We start from the raw sequence: 17,675 nt of genomic DNA on the forward strand, positions 1-17,675 counted from the left end.
TTAAATAGTCAGTGTTTACTATAGTAAATCGACAGGCTAACTTATTCCTCTCCCTCAGTCTCAAGTTTTTGGGTCTCCTTGATATGTAGCATCCGTTTTTTTCCGCGTTCACCGCGAATTTTTACTCGATCCCCAGTTTTCATACCCTTGCGCTTTAATTCTTCAGCTTCAATAAAGTAATAATGACCACTTTGCTCATCTTTGAGGGAAAAGCGTCTTTCTACCTTTCCCGTTTCAAAGTCTTCAGAAATAATTTCTTCCAAAGTGCCGGTTACGACCTCCTCTGCTTGAGCAAAAACGGCGAGGGTTATACCTGTGATCAGTGTCAAAACTCTAAGCATATTATTTATCCTTCCAATACTTTATTAACTTTCTCTAAGGTAATTAGTTGTAACTCACTGTGATTACAGCAGATTTCTTGATTGAGTCGGATGATTTGTACGTAATTGTGAGTCCGATTTTTGAGTCAGTGAAGCTATCACCAACCTGCTCTAAAACTGCTACATGGTTGGACGTTCTACCATTGAGATAGTGAACGGTTACTGAATCTTCAAAGTGAGGCCTAGGATTCAGTATATCGTGAGCTACATGGTAGTTAACATAATAGTGGTTTTGTCCATTGCTGCTACCATTACTCTCTATTTTTAATTGCTGGGGAAGAGAGCCAGAAAGCTCTCCAGCAGTTAATTCAATGGCTTCGATTTCCACATCTTGGGATGAGCTGGAAACTTGTTCAACTGTTGTTGTGTACTCAGGGAAGAGGTTATACCACTTCATATATTCTCGATGCGCACTGCCAAATAATCTTGATCGAGAACGATTGCCCATTAATGAGCCATCAGTGCCATATTCACTATCTCCGCTATCGTTAGTATCACCATCATTATTGCTATCCAGGCCTGCATGGCTTAGGCCGATATTATGACCTAGTTCATGTCCCATAACATTTTGATCGGAGAAAGAGGCAACAAGGCTCATACCCCCTCCAACGCTGGCAACACCAGCTCCTACAAGACCAGCTTTGTAAGACGCGTTTGGATAAATGAAGACCTGATGACGCCAGTTGCGTAAGTTTAGTGGCTGGTTATTTTCGTCAACGAGATTATCACTCGCCCACTGGTAGGCTTTGTCACGCCATGTGAAGCCGTCATCTGTATATTCCCCTTCCTGGCCGGCCTCGGCACGAGCAACTGCATCTGCAATGCTTAATGTACCGCCGTTCTCGCTATCTGGAATATTGAAGACCATGCAGTCAACAGAGGTATCCTCATTGCCTGGTTCGCCGTAACAGTAGTGCTGTAGAGACTTATCGTTGATTCTATGGCGTAGGAACTTTAACTGCCCAAAAGAGTTTTCTCTATAGGCGTTATCCAGTGAATCTTTATCATTGAAGACAGTATTCGCTATGTGAGTAAGATCACCCTGGTCTGTTGCCAGGCCATCAGAGAAGTTCATTAAAATAAATACTATACTACTCTCTGATGGGTCAATAGTGGCTATGGTAAAAGTAACAGATTGCTCTGTCCCGTCTGTTAATTGAAATGCAATGGTATCTTCAGCTGTTTCACCCTCTTTCAGGCTATCTGCATTGTTGTTTAGCGTAAACTCCCAATCTCCATTCTTTAGAAGTTTGAACTCACCATAGCTACCTGAAATAGTCTCCTCAGGAAATTCTGGAGTATTACCATCGACATCCTCTATCATCATAGTTCCGTTAGCATGCTCTCTGTTATTTACGATCATAGTAGCTAAGGGAGAGCCGGGATCAAAAGTGTAAGCGTCATCAGTACCTGTGACTGATATGGTAATAGTTGTTGTTTTTTCTGTGCTTCCAATGCCAACAGAAAATTCATCTGTAACCAGTTCGTTTGCATTTAGTGGATCAGCCAGATTACTTTCTAGGGTATAGCTCCAATTGCCATCTGAAGAGACTTTCAGGTTGCCATATTTTCCTTGAAGGCCAGTTTCCTCAAAGGTTTGATCTGTGTTGCCGCTATCTATCAATTGACCTGAAGTAGTTATTTCAACATTTTCTGTGACGCTACCCTCACCTCCACTGATTACTCCGTTACTATCTGTGTCATTGCCGGTATCAGTATCTGTATTGCCGCCAGTGCTATTGTCTGAACCGTCATTGCCATTATTGGAATCACCGTTATCGCCACTGCCATCACTTACAGGGTTATTGGCATTGTCATCGTCCGGACTCTGGCCACTGTCACCGCTGCCGCCACCGCAGGCTGTCAAGAAAACGGATAAACTGAAGACTGTTAGTAGTTTTAATGGCTCTCTCATAATTTCTTAATTAATTCGAATGTAGTTGATGAAAATTGAATCGAATTATAGGGAGGGTAAATTGTTATTCTGTGACGTCGGGTATGAATTTAAGGTTTCATTACAAATTATGAACAACCTTAGAGTTTGAAGCAGTTGATTTCCGTCCATATGAGCCAACGGTAGGAAGGTGCTAGTGTGAGGGGAGTATCACAAGCAGGATGCTCATCTTATTAAGGTGCTGGAACTATAAGTAATTTTTTAATGATCTTCGGTAGATAAATAACTGATTATTGTTTCTAAATCTATAAAATCACAACTTTGTGATTTCTGACACATTCTCTAAAGTATGTCTTATGGTTTTATTCTCGCTTTTTTCTATGGCTATTTTTAAATAATGCAAAGCTTTTGCTTGGTCTCTGCCATTGGAATACTTTTTACTGTATACCTTTGCTAGTTTAAGAGATGAAGTAGCATGCCCAAGTCTGGAAGACTTCTTATAGAGTTCTATTGCGCGATCCTGATTTCTGTCTACCTCTAGACATTCTTCAAGCATGCGAGTTTGATTAAAATAACCTCGTGAAAATTAATTTTCCGTTGCTCGCTCAAACGATTGGAGAGCGTTGAGGTAACCCTTTAGCCTATATTTGGGATTTGAGTAGATCAAGCCCAAGTTTTGCATTGCCACTGCCGAGCCGCCCTCTGCTGCCTGAGTGAGGAGCTCGATTACCAGCCCGAGGTCCTGCTCCACCTCCTGACTACCCTGATAGAGTGAACCTAGATTATAACTGGCCCTGACAGAACCCTGTATTACAGCATACTGATTCTTTTCCGCTGCATGCTGATAGTTCTGTTTTACACCAGCCCTAAGGCAGTGCTGGTAAGGCATTCCAGATTATTTGTCTTGACACAGAGAGCCTACCGGTCGTAGGCGTTTTCGTGGTTGGTCTGTACTAGATTTCCATTGGCATTCAGAGCGCCCATGTAAAACTGATCTTTGATGCATCGACATTTGGCGGTAGCTTCTTAGTTTTTCGGGGCTAGCTGTCCATTTTTTGCTGGTTATACAATTTTTTTTTGGCGATATATGCACTCAGTTAGAGAGCGAGAGGAAATTCTGAATTGGCGGATTTATTCAGATATTCAATCCCCTTGCTGTTATGATCTTTATCGCTTATTTCAAGCAGATAACTGCCATAATGAAAATAAGCAGCGGGAAAATCTGCTTCAATAGCTTGCTTAAATAACCCTTCAATATTTTCCCATTGGCCAGTTGTGCTCCACAATTTCACTGACCTAAAGCTGGTACAGTGGCTGCATAGTGGCTTGGAAATAATACTTCTGTTCTTGTCCCTGGTGCAGTATCTGGGACTTGGATAAATGCACACGCACATTGTCTTCTGGTGGCCGCCCGGATTTTACTGGTGCCAGCTCTACTACCCATTCTGGAGCCGGTGCAAAATGTATTTCCAGGGTTGCGTGCGCGACCGAATCAATGAGGATAAGTGCGACAGCCAGCGGCCTGCCGGGGGCAAGATATTTCAAAGTGGGCCTCTATAGGCTTGTTAGCAGGGGCTTTATCGGTAAGAAGGAGATCAGGGGGCGAATAAGATATTGAGAGAGGGCTTTTATTAGCCTGTGCCAGTAGGTTGGCACAGGCTGGTTATGGGAATTACTGGTTTTGTTCCTGTTGGGGCTGTTGTACTGGTATGGCCTGTAGCTTTTCCTTTAGCTCTTTGAGTTTTTCTTTAACTCGTGTGGCGTTATCTGGACCCATACGGATCATCAATTTCTGCACACCGGGCAGTTTTTCCAGTGAAGGGTCGGCAAATTTATAGTAAACCGACGGACGTACCAGCTGGATAGGGCCCTCTACTTCCGGTGCTGCCAGCACTTGGTCAATGGCTTCAAGTACTACTTGGTGGAAGCTTTTATCGCGGATACCCAGTTCACCCCAGGCTTGGGACAAGCGCGGATACCAGTATTGATAGAGACCTACCGCCATATCGGTGTTCATCAGGGCGAAAATTCGCACGGGTTGATCGTAGCGGCGATAGTTATCCGGAGATAACTGGTAGCCTTCCATAGATGAGCCATCGACAATAATCGGGCCGCGAATTGTTTTGAGTGGGCGATGCTTGTGGATCAATTGGCCGCGTGAGCCTGCATTGGCAGCGGCTACCCATTTGCGGATTACCTCCTCGGACACCAGCCAGCGGGATAGTGCGTTATCTGGTGCCAGGGTCATCAGGTCATCATAAGCGGCTTTGTCACTCTCGTTGAGTGGAGGAGGGGGTTCTCTACCGGGTTCTTCTGCCGGTGCGGGTTCTTGGGGTTCTGGAATGGGTGCGGCCACTTCTGGCTGCGCCATTGTTTCCGGTTCGGGGGTGGTTTGGGGCTCTTCGATTACTTTGGTGATGGGAACTTCATTCTTCTTTTCCTCGCCGGTCCACAACCAATAGGCTGCCGCGGCGACGACAATCACCACAATAATTCCGATGATCCACCCTTGCCTAGACTGGTGTTCCGACATTCCCTGCCTCCTTTTTGCTGCTATCAGAATGTAACGGTTGGACCACGATAAAGCCCTGCGGTTTCTCCGTGGTGTATGAGTTTTACATTACTCTCCGTTGCAGCCAGTCGCAAAGGGGAATTGTGCTTTCATGAGGCTTATGGTGAAAAAGGGATATTAACCGGACGCTGCGGTCGCAATAGCCCGAATCTACGCCCCCTAGCAGGAGGATGTGTGTTTTACTGTGCATATTAGAGTGCAATGGGCAAATAGTGAGCGGTGAGACAAGAGGAAATAATGTATAAATTGACCAGCTTTTTGATGGCCTTGCTATTGGGAGCCGCGCAAGCTGCTGTAGCTGTCGAGCCGGTAGATCCTTTCTGGCGTAATGCTACTGTCTACTTTATGTTGCCGGATCGCTTTTTGAATGGCGACACCAAAAATGATTTCCCCTACGAACGGAAAGCTGACGCAGCTTATTTGCGCGGCTTTGAGGGCGGTGACCTGCGTGGGGTGATAGAGAAAATTGAGGAGGGATATTTTAATGATCTCGGGGTGGATGCTATCTGGATGGCTCCGGTGATTGAGAATATCCACGGCTATAACGAGTCCGATAAGCGCACTTATGCTTTCCATGGATACTGGCCCAAGGATTGGACCGCTGTGGATGCAAACTTCGGTACTGAGGCCGAGTTAGCGGAGCTGATTGAAGTCGCCCATAACCGCGGTATTCGCATACTAATGGATGTGATCATTAATCATACCGGGCCTGTTACGGAACAAGACGCGAAATGGCCGGCTTCCTGGTTGAGAAATGGTCAGCAGTGTGACTGGTCTGATTACGCCGGGAATGTTGAATGTGCGATACACGAGAACCTCACAGATATTCTTACGGAAAGTGAAGATGCTGTGGCGTTACCGCCGCAGTTGCTTGAAAAGTGGAAGGATGAGGGACGCTTGGAGCAGGAGCAGAGTGAACTGGATGCATTCTTCGAGCGTACAGGTTATCCCCGTGCGCCCAAGTACTATCTGATCAAATGGCTGACAGACTGGGTGCGTGAGTATGGGGTGGATGGTTTTCGTGTGGATACAGTAAAACATGTAGAGGCAGAAGCCTGGGCAGTATTGAGAAAAGAAGCAGATCTGGCACTGGCGGAATGGAAAGCCAGAAACCCGCATAAGAAACTTGATGACCGTGACTTCTTTATGGTGGGGGAGGTCTATCACTTTGGGGTTAATAACTTCGGTCCCACAGTTGGGCGTGCCTACAATTACAATGATAAGAAAGTGGATTTCTACCGGCATGGCTTCGACAGTTTGATCAATTTTGACTTCGCCCAAGTTGCCGGCCAATCTGCTGAGGAGATCTTCTCCAGCTATTCAGCAGCACTAAATAACGGAGACTTGAAAGGTTTAGGGGTACTCAACTACTTGGGTTCACACGATGATCACCAATCATTTGATCGTGAGCGCGAGCAAACTGTGAGTGCTGCTACCAAGTTGATGTTGGCTCCCGGTGCGGTACAGATTTATTACGGCGATGAACTGGCTCGCCCCATGATCGATGATCGTGCCTATGGAGATGCCTCCATGCGTACCAGGATGAACTGGGATGACCTAAAAAAGCCTGAGACCCGTAAATTATTGGCTCACTGGCAAAAGCTCGGCCAGTTCCGCCAGGCCCACCCGGCGCTGGGTGCTGGTGTGCACAAGAAAATCGCTGATATACCTTACACCTTCGCTCGTACCTTATCCGGCGAGCAATCGGTCGTAGTTGCTATGGATCTGCCTCGTGGAGAAAAGACTGTCTCTGTAGTGGGGGTTTTTGCTGATGGCACTGAGCTGACGGACTACTACTCTGGCAAACGTGCCAGGGTTAAAAGCGGTAGGGTAATGTTTGATACTCAGGCTGAGTTACTGCTGCTCTCGGCCAAGCCGAAGAAATCATAGCAAGCATAAGGCCCGGCAATTTTTCGATTGCCAGGCCTTAAAGGGCTTTATTAAAGCCGCTCAATCGTGTTTCATGTCAGTGGTAGTGAACTGGTTGCACACCATCACGTCCACGTCTAGCTGGCCGATCACTCGTTCGGCGGTGTTACCGCGCAGGAAGGAGCCGGTTTCACCGTACTGGTTCAGGGTTCCCATTACCACCAGGTCCGCATCAATCTCGCGGGCAATAGTTTCCACCACATCACTGGTATATCCCTGCTTCACGTGAATGCGGTGTGTTGGTACTCCGGTTTTGTCTGCGAGTTTGGCCAGCGCACCTCGATCCGGGTAAAGCATGGAATCCAGGTAGGCGTTTACCAAGTGCAGTTCGGCACCATAGTGACCGGCAATATAAGTAGCCCGCTCGCTGATCTGGCGATTTAGCTGGCGCTGTTCCAGGGTTTTAGCCTGGTAGTTCACGGTGGCCAATACCACTTTTCGCTCTTCCTTGGCGCCAGGACGGATTAGAACCACTGGACAGCGTGCAGTTTTTAATACCTGCCACTTGGACTCGGCAAAAGTAAAGCGGCGGCTGGATTTTGCGTGTACCGGCAAATAGATCATTTCCGCATTGTAGCGCTTGGATTCCTGCACAATGGCTGCTTGCCAGTCGCTGGACCAGCATACAGTAATTTCACAGGATAACCCTGCTTCGGAAATAGGCTCGCGGATTTGCTCGCGAAACCAGGATTCATCACGAAAGAGGTGGTCGTTTACTGCGCGCGTATCTACAGCCTCACCATCAACGGCTACAAACACTGCAAGGCGCGGTTGTGGATTGCGCCCGCGGGAAGTGGTCAGAGCTCGCTCCAGAGCTACATGCTTTTCATCGTTGGGATCCACTACCACGAATACGGTGCTTTGCTGCTCCATCTTTCCTCCAGATCAAAGGGTATTTCTGGTCCCTGCCTTATGCAGTTGACTCTTGGGTCTAATCTATCACGGGGCGATAGTGGCGCGGAGATTTTGTTATTGAAATACGTAGAAATATGCGCCATTTGGCCCTGTTATCGGCGCATAATGAAGCAATGGGGGAAGCACGTATTGAGTTAGATCAAGTTGAGTTGCCAGCAGGGCTATCCTCAGGGGCTATCGATACAATAATCACTATCTGGCTGAAATACATTACTCAGCTATTAGTGATGGCAGTATTTGTTAGGTATTGGCAATAGTTGCAATTACTGATTTGGACAGACTCGCGACTTGTGCAGATCTTTTGGGGAATAGCTCCCCTGCGGGAGAAGGCTTCTATAACTGGGCAGTTGCTTTGCTTTAGACGGTTAAGAAGCAAGTCCAACATATCTAGAAGTGATTACCTATTTTAGTGCCGTTGTTTTTATACTAGGGTGCATGGTGCCGTATATTTTAGTTCAGCAGGGAGTGGCAATCTATTTGGTTAGGCATTTTACATTGATTTATTGACACCTTCTCTTCCAGTGAAAAATTTCTTAACACCCTGAATTTGCGGTAATTAAGCGTAATGTAGCGGGGCAACTCCCGAAGGGGCAAGAAAAGCCGTTTGTTAAAACTCACTGGGAGTATTCGCAGTCTATTTCTGCCAAAACAGAGTAGGTAGGGTCACCATAAATTTGCCTAACTTTACATAATGATAGTGATCCCTGGTATTCCTCAAAATCTTGATGAAGCTGATTTAGCAATGCTTGTTCTATGTTGCCTTTAGATTCTTCTAATTGTGCCCTAAGGTGGAAGCTATTTGGCTTGTACTCAATAAATTGATTGCTCCCTGCTCTACCTTCGAACCTGATGTAGCTACTTATCTGATCATGTATTAGTAGGTAACCATAAAAAGAGGATGCTGAAAGAATACAAGAGACAAAAACTATCAGAGAGAATTTCTTTAAGCTCACCGTATTTATCATGTTTTAACGCTTTGAACAAACACACGCGTTAGTATGCCTGTTTGTTTAGATATGTTAATGGTTGTTCGATAGCTTATTACGCCAGTCCCTATTGAGACATTCAGCTTGAATGTTAAAGCTGCACCTGCTCAGTATAGGGGTTCGTTTCCTTTGGTGGATAAAAGTCATTCTTGTTCCTCCTTAAGCCGTGGGTCACAGGAAATTATACTTTGCTCAATAGTTTTTGATAATTGCGGCTTGGAGCTTTTTATTACCTCACTTATCGCCCACTTAAACTAGGAAGAACTTGTAGTTCTAAGCCTTGCCAGAAAGACAGCATCAGAAGAACTATATTGTTCTGACATTTTTGAAGTTTCACTGCCTGAGTATGCAAATGCATACGTGCCAAGCAGGCTGCTAAAAAAGAGAAGTATGACTCTCACATGTTTTGTGATCATTAACGTCCGTAGTTGGGCCTGGCTTGGCGCTTAGCGGAAAGCCGGTCGACAAGCTAAGTTTGTTTTTTGAACAGTGCAGAGCTTCACTTGTCGCTAATTTCAAACCTCTGCAGATAAAGCTACTACGCCCCCCTGAAGGGGGATGTATGCATTAGTACCACTTCTTTACTCTGCTATAGGTCATTCTTCATGGAGGGTGGCCCATTGTACTGGAGTCACTGGGTTAGAAGCACTTATTAGGGTTAAATATAACAACGATAACTAGGTTTAGTTATCTCTCAGGTTGTCATTTCCCGGCAATCATTTGCACTCACTGATGCAAGTCATTCGCTTGGTTGGATTCAACTGGTGAGCATTTGCTGTGAGTACTTAGTAAATTGAACCTCATATTGATTGTTATGCATTAGCTTCTTTTATCTCTGTTGGGAGGCTCTCCTGAGCTTTAAGGCTTGCTGTTTCTAAAGTGGTGACTTTGGTATTTAAATTCAGGAAATCTTGCTCCCTTGACCTGCCGTTTGTGTGATTGAGGGCTCAGATACCTGGATTAAAAAAATAACAGCGAAAAGATGACTAAGAGAAAGCAATAATGAACAATCCATTTCCCCTAAAAAGGCTACTGGCCAGTACGGGCCTTGTGCTTGGTACACTATCTAGTGCCCATGTTAATGCCGGTACCGCTTTTGTACATTTATTCGAGTGGAGCTGGAATGATATCGCCAGTGAGTGTGAGAACTTTCTCGGGCCTAAGGGTTTTGATGCGGTGCAAATATCTCCGCCCAATGAGCATATCAGCCTATCCACCTGGTGGGCGCGCTATCAGCCCGTGACTTATACCAACTTAACCAGTCGCAGCGGTACTGAGCAGGAACTGCAAAGCATGATCAACCGTTGCCATGCAGCAGGTGTGAAAGTCTACGCCGATGCGGTAATTAACCATACGGCGGCCTGGAATGGCGGTGGTACCGGTTGGGGGGGCACTCAGTGGACCTTGCTGGACCATCCGGAGTTTTCTTATAACGACTATCACTCCGATTGCACCATCAATAACTACAATGATGCCAATCACGTATGGAGCTGTAGGTTGAGTGGCTTGCCGGATTTGGATACCGGTTCCAGCTATGTACAGGGAAAACTGGCTGGTTACTTGAGTAAATTAAAAGGCATGGGAATTGATGGTTTTCGTATAGATGCGGTCAAGCATATGTCCCCAAGCGATTTGCACGCCATTGTGAATCAAGCGGGCAACCCCTGGGTCTTCTCTGAGGTTATTGGCGCATCCGGCGAAGCTTCGGAAATTCAGCCTTACAATTACACTTTTTTAGGCAGTGTCACCGAATTCAAATATGGCACTGATGTGGCCAGTAACTTCAATGGTCAGATTAAAAATCTTGCCACTATTGGTGAAAGCTGGGGGCTGCTCCCTTCTGGCGATGCGGTACATTTTATCGATAACCACGACCGCGAGCGAGGTCATGGTGGTGGTGGTAATCTGACTTATCACGATGGGGCCAAATACAACCTGGCCAATGTCTTTATGTTGGCTCATCCCTACGGTTATCCCAAGGTAATGTCGGGGTATGACTTTACCGATACTGATATTGGTCCTCCCAGCAATGGCCCGAATAATTGTCAAAATGGCGCTTGGGTCTGTCAACACCGCTGGGGCAATATCGCCAATATGGTAGGTTTCCGTAACTATACCAACGGTACTGCCATGAACAATTGGTGGGACAATGGCAATAACCAGATTGCTTTTGGCCGCGGCAACAAGGGTTTTGTGGTGATCAATAATGAGGGGGGCTCCCTGAGCCAAAGTCTCTACACCGGCATGCCCGCGGGAGATTACTGCAATGTGTTGGCGGACGATCATGAATGCAGTGGTGATGTGATTACTGTGGATGGCAATGGCTATGCTACCTTTAATGTGGCTGCCAACTCTGCTGCGGCAATTCATGGTGGCCAGTTAGTAACACCTTGTGACGATTGCGCTGAACCTGGCTTCCCTAGCCTGTACTTCCGCGGTACTGCCAATAACTGGGGCAGTACAGCATTTGAACAGGTGGGCGATAATATCTGGCAGTTGGTAGTGAACTTTGACGGTCAGGCGGACCAGCGCTTTAAACTGGATATTTATGGTGATTGGGCCGAAAATTACGGCGATGATGGTGCCGATGGTACTTTGGATAAGACCGGTGCAGATATTTATACTTCTGTAAGTGGTAATTACCGAATCGAAGTCAATGATCAGAGCCTGAGCTATACCCTTACTGAAGTTTCCTCCCAGCAGACACCGGTAGCGGTTGTCTCTCCCTCAGCAGTTACCGTTGCGATCAATCAAAGTATCACTCTGGATGCCAGCGCTTCTAGCGATACTGATGGCAGTGTGGTGTCCTATAGCTGGAGTAGTGGTGGCAGCAACGCCAGTACTTCCCTGAGTTTCGACAGTGCTGGTACTTATACAGAAACAGTGACGGTAACGGATAACGATGACCTGACGGATAGTGCCACTGCGACTATTACAGTGATTGATCCCAATGGAGGCTATGCACAAAACTTTACTGCACTGCATTTTCGGGGAACGCCCAATGGCTGGGGCACTCAGGCCATGAGTTTGGTAGCGGATAATACCTGGCGTACAACAGTCGTTTTTGATGGCAGTAGTAATCAGCGTTTCAAGTTTGATGTAAGTACTAACTGGGATGAAAATTATGGGGATAACAATGCCGATGGGTTTCTGGAGCAGGGCAGCAATGATATTTATACCAATGTGGCTGGTACTTATCTTGTTGAAGTGAATGATAAAACACTCAGTTACTCCCTAACCTGTGTGGATTGTGGCGGCCACGCCTCTAATTTTTCCTCCCTATATTTCCGTGGAACGCCAAATAATTGGGGAGCTGAGGCAATGCAGTTAGTGGCGGATAACCTTTGGGAAATTTCGGTTAACTTCGATGGTCAATCCCAGCAGCGTTTTAAATTTGATGTCAATGGTGACTGGAGTGAAAACTACGGCGATAACAATACCGACAAAATTCTTGAGCGGGATGGTTCTGATATTTACATCTCTGTTACAGGAATTTATACGGTGCGGATTAATGATCAAACGATGACTTACAATGTGGATGGTCTATAGATGAACAAATAAAGCAGGCCTTGCATTAGGCCTGCTTTATTTTTTCTTGCTTTAAATTGTCTATATATACAGAAAAGAATAGTTTAGGTTATCGAGTTACATTAATAGTGAGCTCCCCCGACAACCATGTTAATTCATAAATTCCATCTTTATTGGTGTCTGTAAAATTCATGTGCCTCCACGGAGAGGATGCCAATTCGGGTGATATGCTGATGGTTTTTCCAGTTTTTGAGTCCATTTCCGCAATGTAAACTGTATTGAATTTAGCTATAGCTAATAAAATGTTTCTGTGTGATAAGCCGTAGTTCTGTATCTGTATTGCATTAACCCGATCGACATCCGGAAGGTAAGCAACACTTCTCACACTTAAATCTTGATTTAATATCATCACCCAATGGTGGTTGTATTCGGGTCTTAAACCCATCGTGACAATAATTTCATCAATTGAATCTCCATCTATATCCCCCGTTTCTATAGGGTTGAACCATATGTCTTCAATATTTTCTGAAAATATTGGGTCTCTAAACTCATCTGGAGTATCGTTAATTTGGAATTGAAATACTGGGGATTGGTAGCTATTTTCTTCAGTTAAAATACTTATTTTGTCGTAGTTTGAGACAGCAATACCCATCTTCCCACTGTTGTTGATATTGAATAATTCTAGATGGTTGCCACCATCAGATGTATTACTCCAAATTAATTCATAAGTGTTTGCATTATAGGCTTGAAGAGATGAGTCCTCATTCGTGACTACGATGCTGCTTTCCGTATTATTGCCAAGTTTACCTACTACCATGTGCCTTGGATCTGACCCTGTGGCTTCTCCAGACCAGATTATTGACTCTGAAAAGAAATCATAAATTCCAGGCCTTTCATTATTTACGAAAACTAGCTCTTTTATGCCGTCATCCTGTAAGTCTAAAAGTGTTAATTGAGTGTCATAATCATCGCCTTTTGGAAGATAGATTTCTGGGCTCAAAGAGGTTTTTCCGTTGCTTGAGTCTAAAGAAAATACATATGTGGGTTCATCTAGGGAATTCGAAAGAACTAAAGCGTGGATCTCAGAAGTATTAGACTCATGTTGTTCTATAGGAAGCATGTAGCTGCGGAAGTTGGGTGCTCTTTCATCTGAATTCCATTCTAACTGGAGCTTAGAGTCTCCTGGATTTTCTGAGAAAATTGCCAAATTCTTTCCATCGTAATAAAGATACTCCAGTTCTGGATCTCCATCCATATTGAAAATCATCACATTTGAGGAGAATTGATTAGGTATTGTTCTTTCTCCTGTTAATAAGCTGGTAAATTGGAGAGTATCTGGGCTAAAGGAATATACTACTGGGAACGAACCTGATGTCGTCACAAACCTTGCAGACGTTTCCTCTGGAGATTGGATGATGCGAAAATAATCTATGGAACCCGGATTCTCAGCGATTATGCTTTTCGTTGTAGTGTCGTACGCAGTAAGATATCCGGTGTCCGGGTGAATTCCAATAATTTCCTCTACCCCATCCATATTTATATCTGCTGTTTCTATACTACGCCATTCTCTAGTAAAACCATTCTCATAGTGCCAAGCTTTTTTATAACTATTTCCATCACGGTCCAATAGAAAGCCATTACCGGTTACGATTTCCATTTCATCATCAAGGTCTAAATTACCGATGGTAAAATTAGTCCCTAGGGCTAGTGATTCTGACTGCCATTTAATTGAAAAATCTGTGCTGTCCAGAATGACTAGTTTTTCTTTGCGCTGATAACCGTCAGGTACTGGAAAGGGGGAGGTTGTGGTTTGGACTAATAGAATGATCTCTAAATTTGGGTCATTGTCCAGATTGTAAACCTTGATTTCATGAATATCGTAACCATCAACACTTGAAATTTTCGCAGGCTTAAAATTTTCATTGAATTTATACAGGCCTAATTGGGGCGGGTCTCCTACCAAGGAGTTATAATATTTTAACCCTACCAATATTTCATCTAGGCCATTGCCATCGAAGTCGGCAGAGGCAACAGATGAAATAGTTGATGCGGGTGAAAGACCATCATTATAGCTGCTTATCGAGAAAGGGTATTCCCAGTTAATTGCGAAATCAGAACCGTCATATCCCCAGATAGAAAGTCGCCTGCTGTTCTGACTGGTGGACAATACTTCTTGTGCTCCATCTCCATCAAAATCTCCAACAGTTGATAATTGAATCTTAGAAAATATATTTGAATGGCCTCTTGCAAGTGGAAATTGCCGATTCTGGTCGAGTACTTTAATTGTTCTGCTTTCACTATGTGAATATTCTGATTGGGTCAGTAGAATTTCCCAAGTGACATCCATCTCCGTATCGAACATAGGCCCAGTTGGCGTCCAACTGACCATACCACTTTCATCCATTTCCATACCATTGGGGCGTGCTTGAAATTCAAGCGTGAATGGATCGTTATCAAAATCTTCAGCTACTATTTGAAAAGTGGCTTCAGCACCATATTGTGCGGTTTCCGGCATATTGACAATAGTCAGTACAGGCAGGGAATCTTGTACCTCAGTGCTGGCAGATAGCTCGGTAGCTAGATCGCCATCTGAGGCGATTAATGTTACTGTTATTTGGTCATCTTTTGAAAAGTAGTCCGAAGGTAATGTATCTGTTGTTACACCGATAACTTCTTTTTGGTTAACTGACCACCGATACGTGGAGGTTATCTGATCACCATCCTCATCAGAGACTGTTGAAGTAACTTTTAGATCCGGCTGGGTAAAAACAGGCAAGTTAATAAAACTTAGGTTCTCGATAACCGGTGTTCTATTTTGAATAGTAATAGATGCGGTTTGCGTTACCGTATCTTTGCCATCGGTGACAGAAGCTTCTACAAGAATATTGTCGCCGCGGTTAAAGTAGGCAGGTTCAAGGTTGCTATTGGTTGCTTCACCAATAACCTCTTCGTTATTTTTCCATATATAACTGACTTCCAGCTGGTCACCGTCTTCGTCGGTTGCATCTAGCTGAATAGAGAGGGGTGTATCGTTATATGCCTGTTCAGGTGATAGTAATAAACTATTGATTACAGGAGGAGTATTGTTTGCTCCATCCCCTTGACCTGAGGAGGGCTCACTATTAGAGCTACTGTTGGATGACCCTCCTCCACAAGCGGTCAGTATTATAGACATAGTTGCCAGATTAATGAGTTTAATCCAGGGTTTATTAATATATATACTCACATTGTCCTCCATGTATCTGCAGCAATAATCAACATGATTTCCCTGTAACTGGTTCGAGTGTCTCAGTTATTAGTATTCTATTAGCTAATATTATTGGAATCGATGCATGTTATTTGTAATGGGAGGCAAAATAAATAATTTTTTATTTCTTTAAGTAATTGTTGACTGTTTCACAGTTTTTCGATGCGTATATCTGGTTTTAAATGGGGGATGTGAATGATTTCCAGAAAAGAAGTAGCCAGAAATATGATTTTTATCGATTCTGAATTTGTGGGGAGTGTCCACTCCCCGATATAATTTCACTAAATATTTGTTGGTGAATTTTGAGGTGATGCACTTGAAATGTGGAATATGTTACTTTCGAAGGGTTTTAGTTTAAAGTGAATCTTCCCTAGCCTGTTATTTATTAGGAGATTTATCGTCCTATCAGAAATCTGGCCCTTAACCTGATACACTCCATCTTTCAAATTCCATTTACGAAGTAACTCTTCTGGTAAAACAAAATCAAATTCAGAATGTCGACTGCTAAAGTTGGCTATTACCAATAGTTTTTCACAATTGTCCCAGCGGGCAAAGGAAAATTGCTTTTCCCCATAGCCAGTACTTTGCTTGCGATTGTATTTATGTAAATCTAAATAGTTACCACGTAAGGCAGAGCTTTGCTTGGAGAAGTTGAGCAGTCGCTGGTAGAAGCTGCGCAATTCTTTTTCTTCTTTTGTCAGCAGAGCAGTGTTAAAAGCGCCCTCATTATTCCAGCGGCGTATACTGGGTACTGACCAGTAGTCGAAAATGGTGGTGCGGCTGGCTTTACCGAAGCCGGCATCTTTGTTGGCGGGTTCTCCTAACTCCTGGCCAAAGTAAACCAGGGTAGGGGCTGGAGAGAGCGCGGCGGATACCAGCATTGCAGGTTTGCCTGCCTCTGGGTTGCCAGAAAATTGTGGGCTGGCAATACGCTGCTCGTCGTGGTTCTCCATAAAGCGCAACATATGAGAGGAAATATCTACCAGGCCTGCCTGCACCTCTGCGATTTTATCTGTACTGCCCTTGTTCTCCATGACCGCGCGAATAGCGTCGTAGGTGCCGACTTTATCGTAGAGGTAATCCATTTTGCCCAGGTGCAGATAGTCCCGGTAGCGCTCCGGAGTATAGATTTCGGCAAGTAACAGTGTGTTGGGGTTGCGCATTTTGATGGAGGAATTCAGGTAGCTCCAGAATTCTACCGGTACCATACCGGCCATGTCATAGCGGAATCCATCCACGCCAAAGTCCAGCCAGTAGTGGGCGATATCGCGGAATTTTTCCCAGGTGTCCGGGACTTTCTTGTCTGCCCAAAACTGGGCGTGGGCCCGGTAGTCGCGCTCGGCATATTCCTGGGGTAGCTCAGAAAAATTCTTGCTGTCATCGGGGCGAACGCCAAAATTAATTTTGACCGTTTCATACCAGTCGAGCATTGCAGGTTGTGCACTGCGCGCGCCATTACCGGTCCATTTCGCTGGACTCTCTATAAACTGCCCATCGACAAGATCATTGACTTCGCCATTGAGTGGCTGATAACTGTCTTCTGCAACGGGCACGCGGAAGTCTTCGCCCACCACATAGTAGAAATTGTTGTTGCGGGCGTAGGTGACCTGGGTGTTGTCGCCAGCTCCAAAATCCTGTACGCCTTGGGGTTTATCGAGAGAGTGATAGGCGCGGGCTACATGGTTGGGCACTATATCGATAATCACTTTCAGACCGGCCGCGTGGCTGCGTTCCACCAGTGCGCGGAATTCCTGTAATCGCTCTGCTGGGTTATTGGCCAGGTCCGGGTTTACGCTGTAGTAATCCTTGATGGCATAGGGAGAGCCGGCGCGGCCTTTAACCACGTCTGGATCATCGTTACTGATACCGTATTCCGTATAGTCGCCAACGAGCGCGTGGTGCAGGGCACCGGTGTACCAGATATGGGTGGCGCCCAGCGCGTGGATTTCATTCAGTGCTTTTGGGGTAAAGTCGGAGAACTTACCCACACCATTCTCTTCGAGTGTGCCCCAGGGTTTGTTGGTGCTGTTAGTGTTGCCAAATAAGCGCGGCAGCACTTGGTAGATAACCGCTTTTTTCTCTGCAACTTTTTCAGCGGGCTGTATTTCTTCCGGGCCGCTCTCCTGGCTGCAGCTGGCAGCGCCGAATAGAGCAGCACCTAGTAATGAAGCCGAAATGAGTTTGGCAATAAACAGGGAATGTAACTTCTTCATTGTTTCCTGAT

10 protein-coding genes are annotated in these 17,675 nt (G+C 45.2%); 2 read left to right on the forward strand and 8 right to left on the reverse strand.

Annotated elements, in window-relative coordinates; genetic code table 11:
* Nucleotides 1-41: 41 nt before the first annotated feature.
* The 5 genes from ABWV76_RS06690 to ABWV76_RS06710 form a co-directional block, all read right to left on the reverse strand.
* Nucleotides 42-341, reverse strand: a complete 300-nt coding sequence (locus ABWV76_RS06690) for a hypothetical protein (RefSeq protein ID WP_020414371.1) — start codon at nucleotides 339-341, stop codon at nucleotides 42-44.
* A 43-nt stretch (nucleotides 342-384) separates the two neighbouring features.
* Nucleotides 385-2,295, reverse strand: a complete 1,911-nt coding sequence (locus ABWV76_RS06695) for a VCBS domain-containing protein (RefSeq protein WP_353375581.1) — start codon at nucleotides 2,293-2,295, stop codon at nucleotides 385-387.
* Nucleotides 2,296-3,371: 1,076 nt separating this feature from the next.
* On the reverse strand, nucleotides 3,372-3,560 hold the full coding sequence (locus ABWV76_RS06700; RefSeq protein WP_353375582.1) for a hypothetical protein: 189 nt from the start codon (nucleotides 3,558-3,560) through the stop codon (nucleotides 3,372-3,374).
* 10 nt (nucleotides 3,561-3,570) lie between these two features.
* Nucleotides 3,571-3,819 (reverse strand): hypothetical protein, encoded by a 249-nt coding sequence (locus ABWV76_RS06705; protein WP_020414375.1) that lies wholly within the window; start codon nucleotides 3,817-3,819, stop codon nucleotides 3,571-3,573.
* A gap of 127 nt (nucleotides 3,820-3,946) precedes the next feature.
* Nucleotides 3,947-4,807: a DUF3014 domain-containing protein gene (locus tag ABWV76_RS06710; RefSeq protein WP_353375583.1), complete on the reverse strand. Its 861-nt coding sequence runs from the start codon at nucleotides 4,805-4,807 to the stop codon at nucleotides 3,947-3,949.
* A 276-nt stretch (nucleotides 4,808-5,083) separates the two neighbouring features.
* Between ABWV76_RS06710 and ABWV76_RS06715 the strand changes: the two genes are divergently transcribed.
* On the forward strand, nucleotides 5,084-6,736 hold the full coding sequence (locus ABWV76_RS06715; RefSeq protein ID WP_353375584.1) for an alpha-amylase family glycosyl hydrolase: 1,653 nt from the start codon (nucleotides 5,084-5,086) through the stop codon (nucleotides 6,734-6,736).
* 60 nt (nucleotides 6,737-6,796) lie between these two features.
* On the opposite strand, the gene ABWV76_RS06720 is transcribed toward ABWV76_RS06715, so the two are convergent.
* On the reverse strand, nucleotides 6,797-7,648 hold the full coding sequence (locus ABWV76_RS06720) for a universal stress protein (protein WP_282952321.1): 852 nt from the start codon (nucleotides 7,646-7,648) through the stop codon (nucleotides 6,797-6,799).
* A gap of 2,030 nt (nucleotides 7,649-9,678) precedes the next feature.
* On the opposite strand from ABWV76_RS06720, the gene ABWV76_RS06725 reads away from it, so the two are divergent.
* The gene (locus tag ABWV76_RS06725) at nucleotides 9,679-12,225 is read left to right on the forward strand and encodes an alpha amylase C-terminal domain-containing protein (protein WP_353375585.1); all 2,547 of its coding nucleotides are present in this window, start codon (nucleotides 9,679-9,681) and stop codon (nucleotides 12,223-12,225) included.
* Between the two features lie 88 nt (nucleotides 12,226-12,313).
* On the opposite strand, the gene ABWV76_RS06730 is transcribed toward ABWV76_RS06725, so the two are convergent.
* Together ABWV76_RS06730 and ABWV76_RS06735 are read right to left on the reverse strand one after the other, a co-directional pair.
* Entirely contained in the window at nucleotides 12,314-15,430 is a 3,117-nt protein-coding gene (locus tag ABWV76_RS06730; RefSeq protein ID WP_353375586.1) for an FG-GAP repeat domain-containing protein, read from the reverse strand.
* 302 nt (nucleotides 15,431-15,732) lie between these two features.
* Nucleotides 15,733-17,664 (reverse strand): alpha-amylase family protein, encoded by a 1,932-nt coding sequence (locus tag ABWV76_RS06735; RefSeq protein WP_353375587.1) that lies wholly within the window; start codon nucleotides 17,662-17,664, stop codon nucleotides 15,733-15,735.
* Between the last annotated feature and the right edge of the window lie 11 nt (nucleotides 17,665-17,675).

The sequence above is a fragment of the Microbulbifer sp. NBRC 101763 genome, from assembly GCF_040371615.1.
Classification (GTDB): Bacteria; Pseudomonadota; Gammaproteobacteria; order Pseudomonadales; family Cellvibrionaceae; genus Microbulbifer; species Microbulbifer variabilis.

Bases quoted from the DNA above. Each gene is read 5' to 3' on its own strand.
- ABWV76_RS06725 (WP_353375585.1), top strand. From the start codon at position 9,679: ATGAACAATCCATTTCCCCTAAAAAGGCTACTGGCCAGTACGGGCCTT.
- ABWV76_RS06690 (WP_020414371.1), bottom strand. From the start codon at position 341: ATGCTTAGAGTTTTGACACTGATCACAGGTATAACCCTCGCCGTTTTT.
- ABWV76_RS06720 (WP_282952321.1), bottom strand. From the start codon at position 7,648: ATGGAGCAGCAAAGCACCGTATTCGTGGTAGTGGATCCCAACGATGAA.
- ABWV76_RS06735 (WP_353375587.1), bottom strand. From the start codon at position 17,664: ATGAAGAAGTTACATTCCCTGTTTATTGCCAAACTCATTTCGGCTTCA.
- ABWV76_RS06695 (WP_353375581.1), bottom strand. From the start codon at position 2,295: ATGAGAGAGCCATTAAAACTACTAACAGTCTTCAGTTTATCCGTTTTC.
- ABWV76_RS06715 (WP_353375584.1), top strand. From the start codon at position 5,084: ATGTATAAATTGACCAGCTTTTTGATGGCCTTGCTATTGGGAGCCGCG.
- ABWV76_RS06710 (WP_353375583.1), bottom strand. From the start codon at position 4,807: ATGTCGGAACACCAGTCTAGGCAAGGGTGGATCATCGGAATTATTGTG.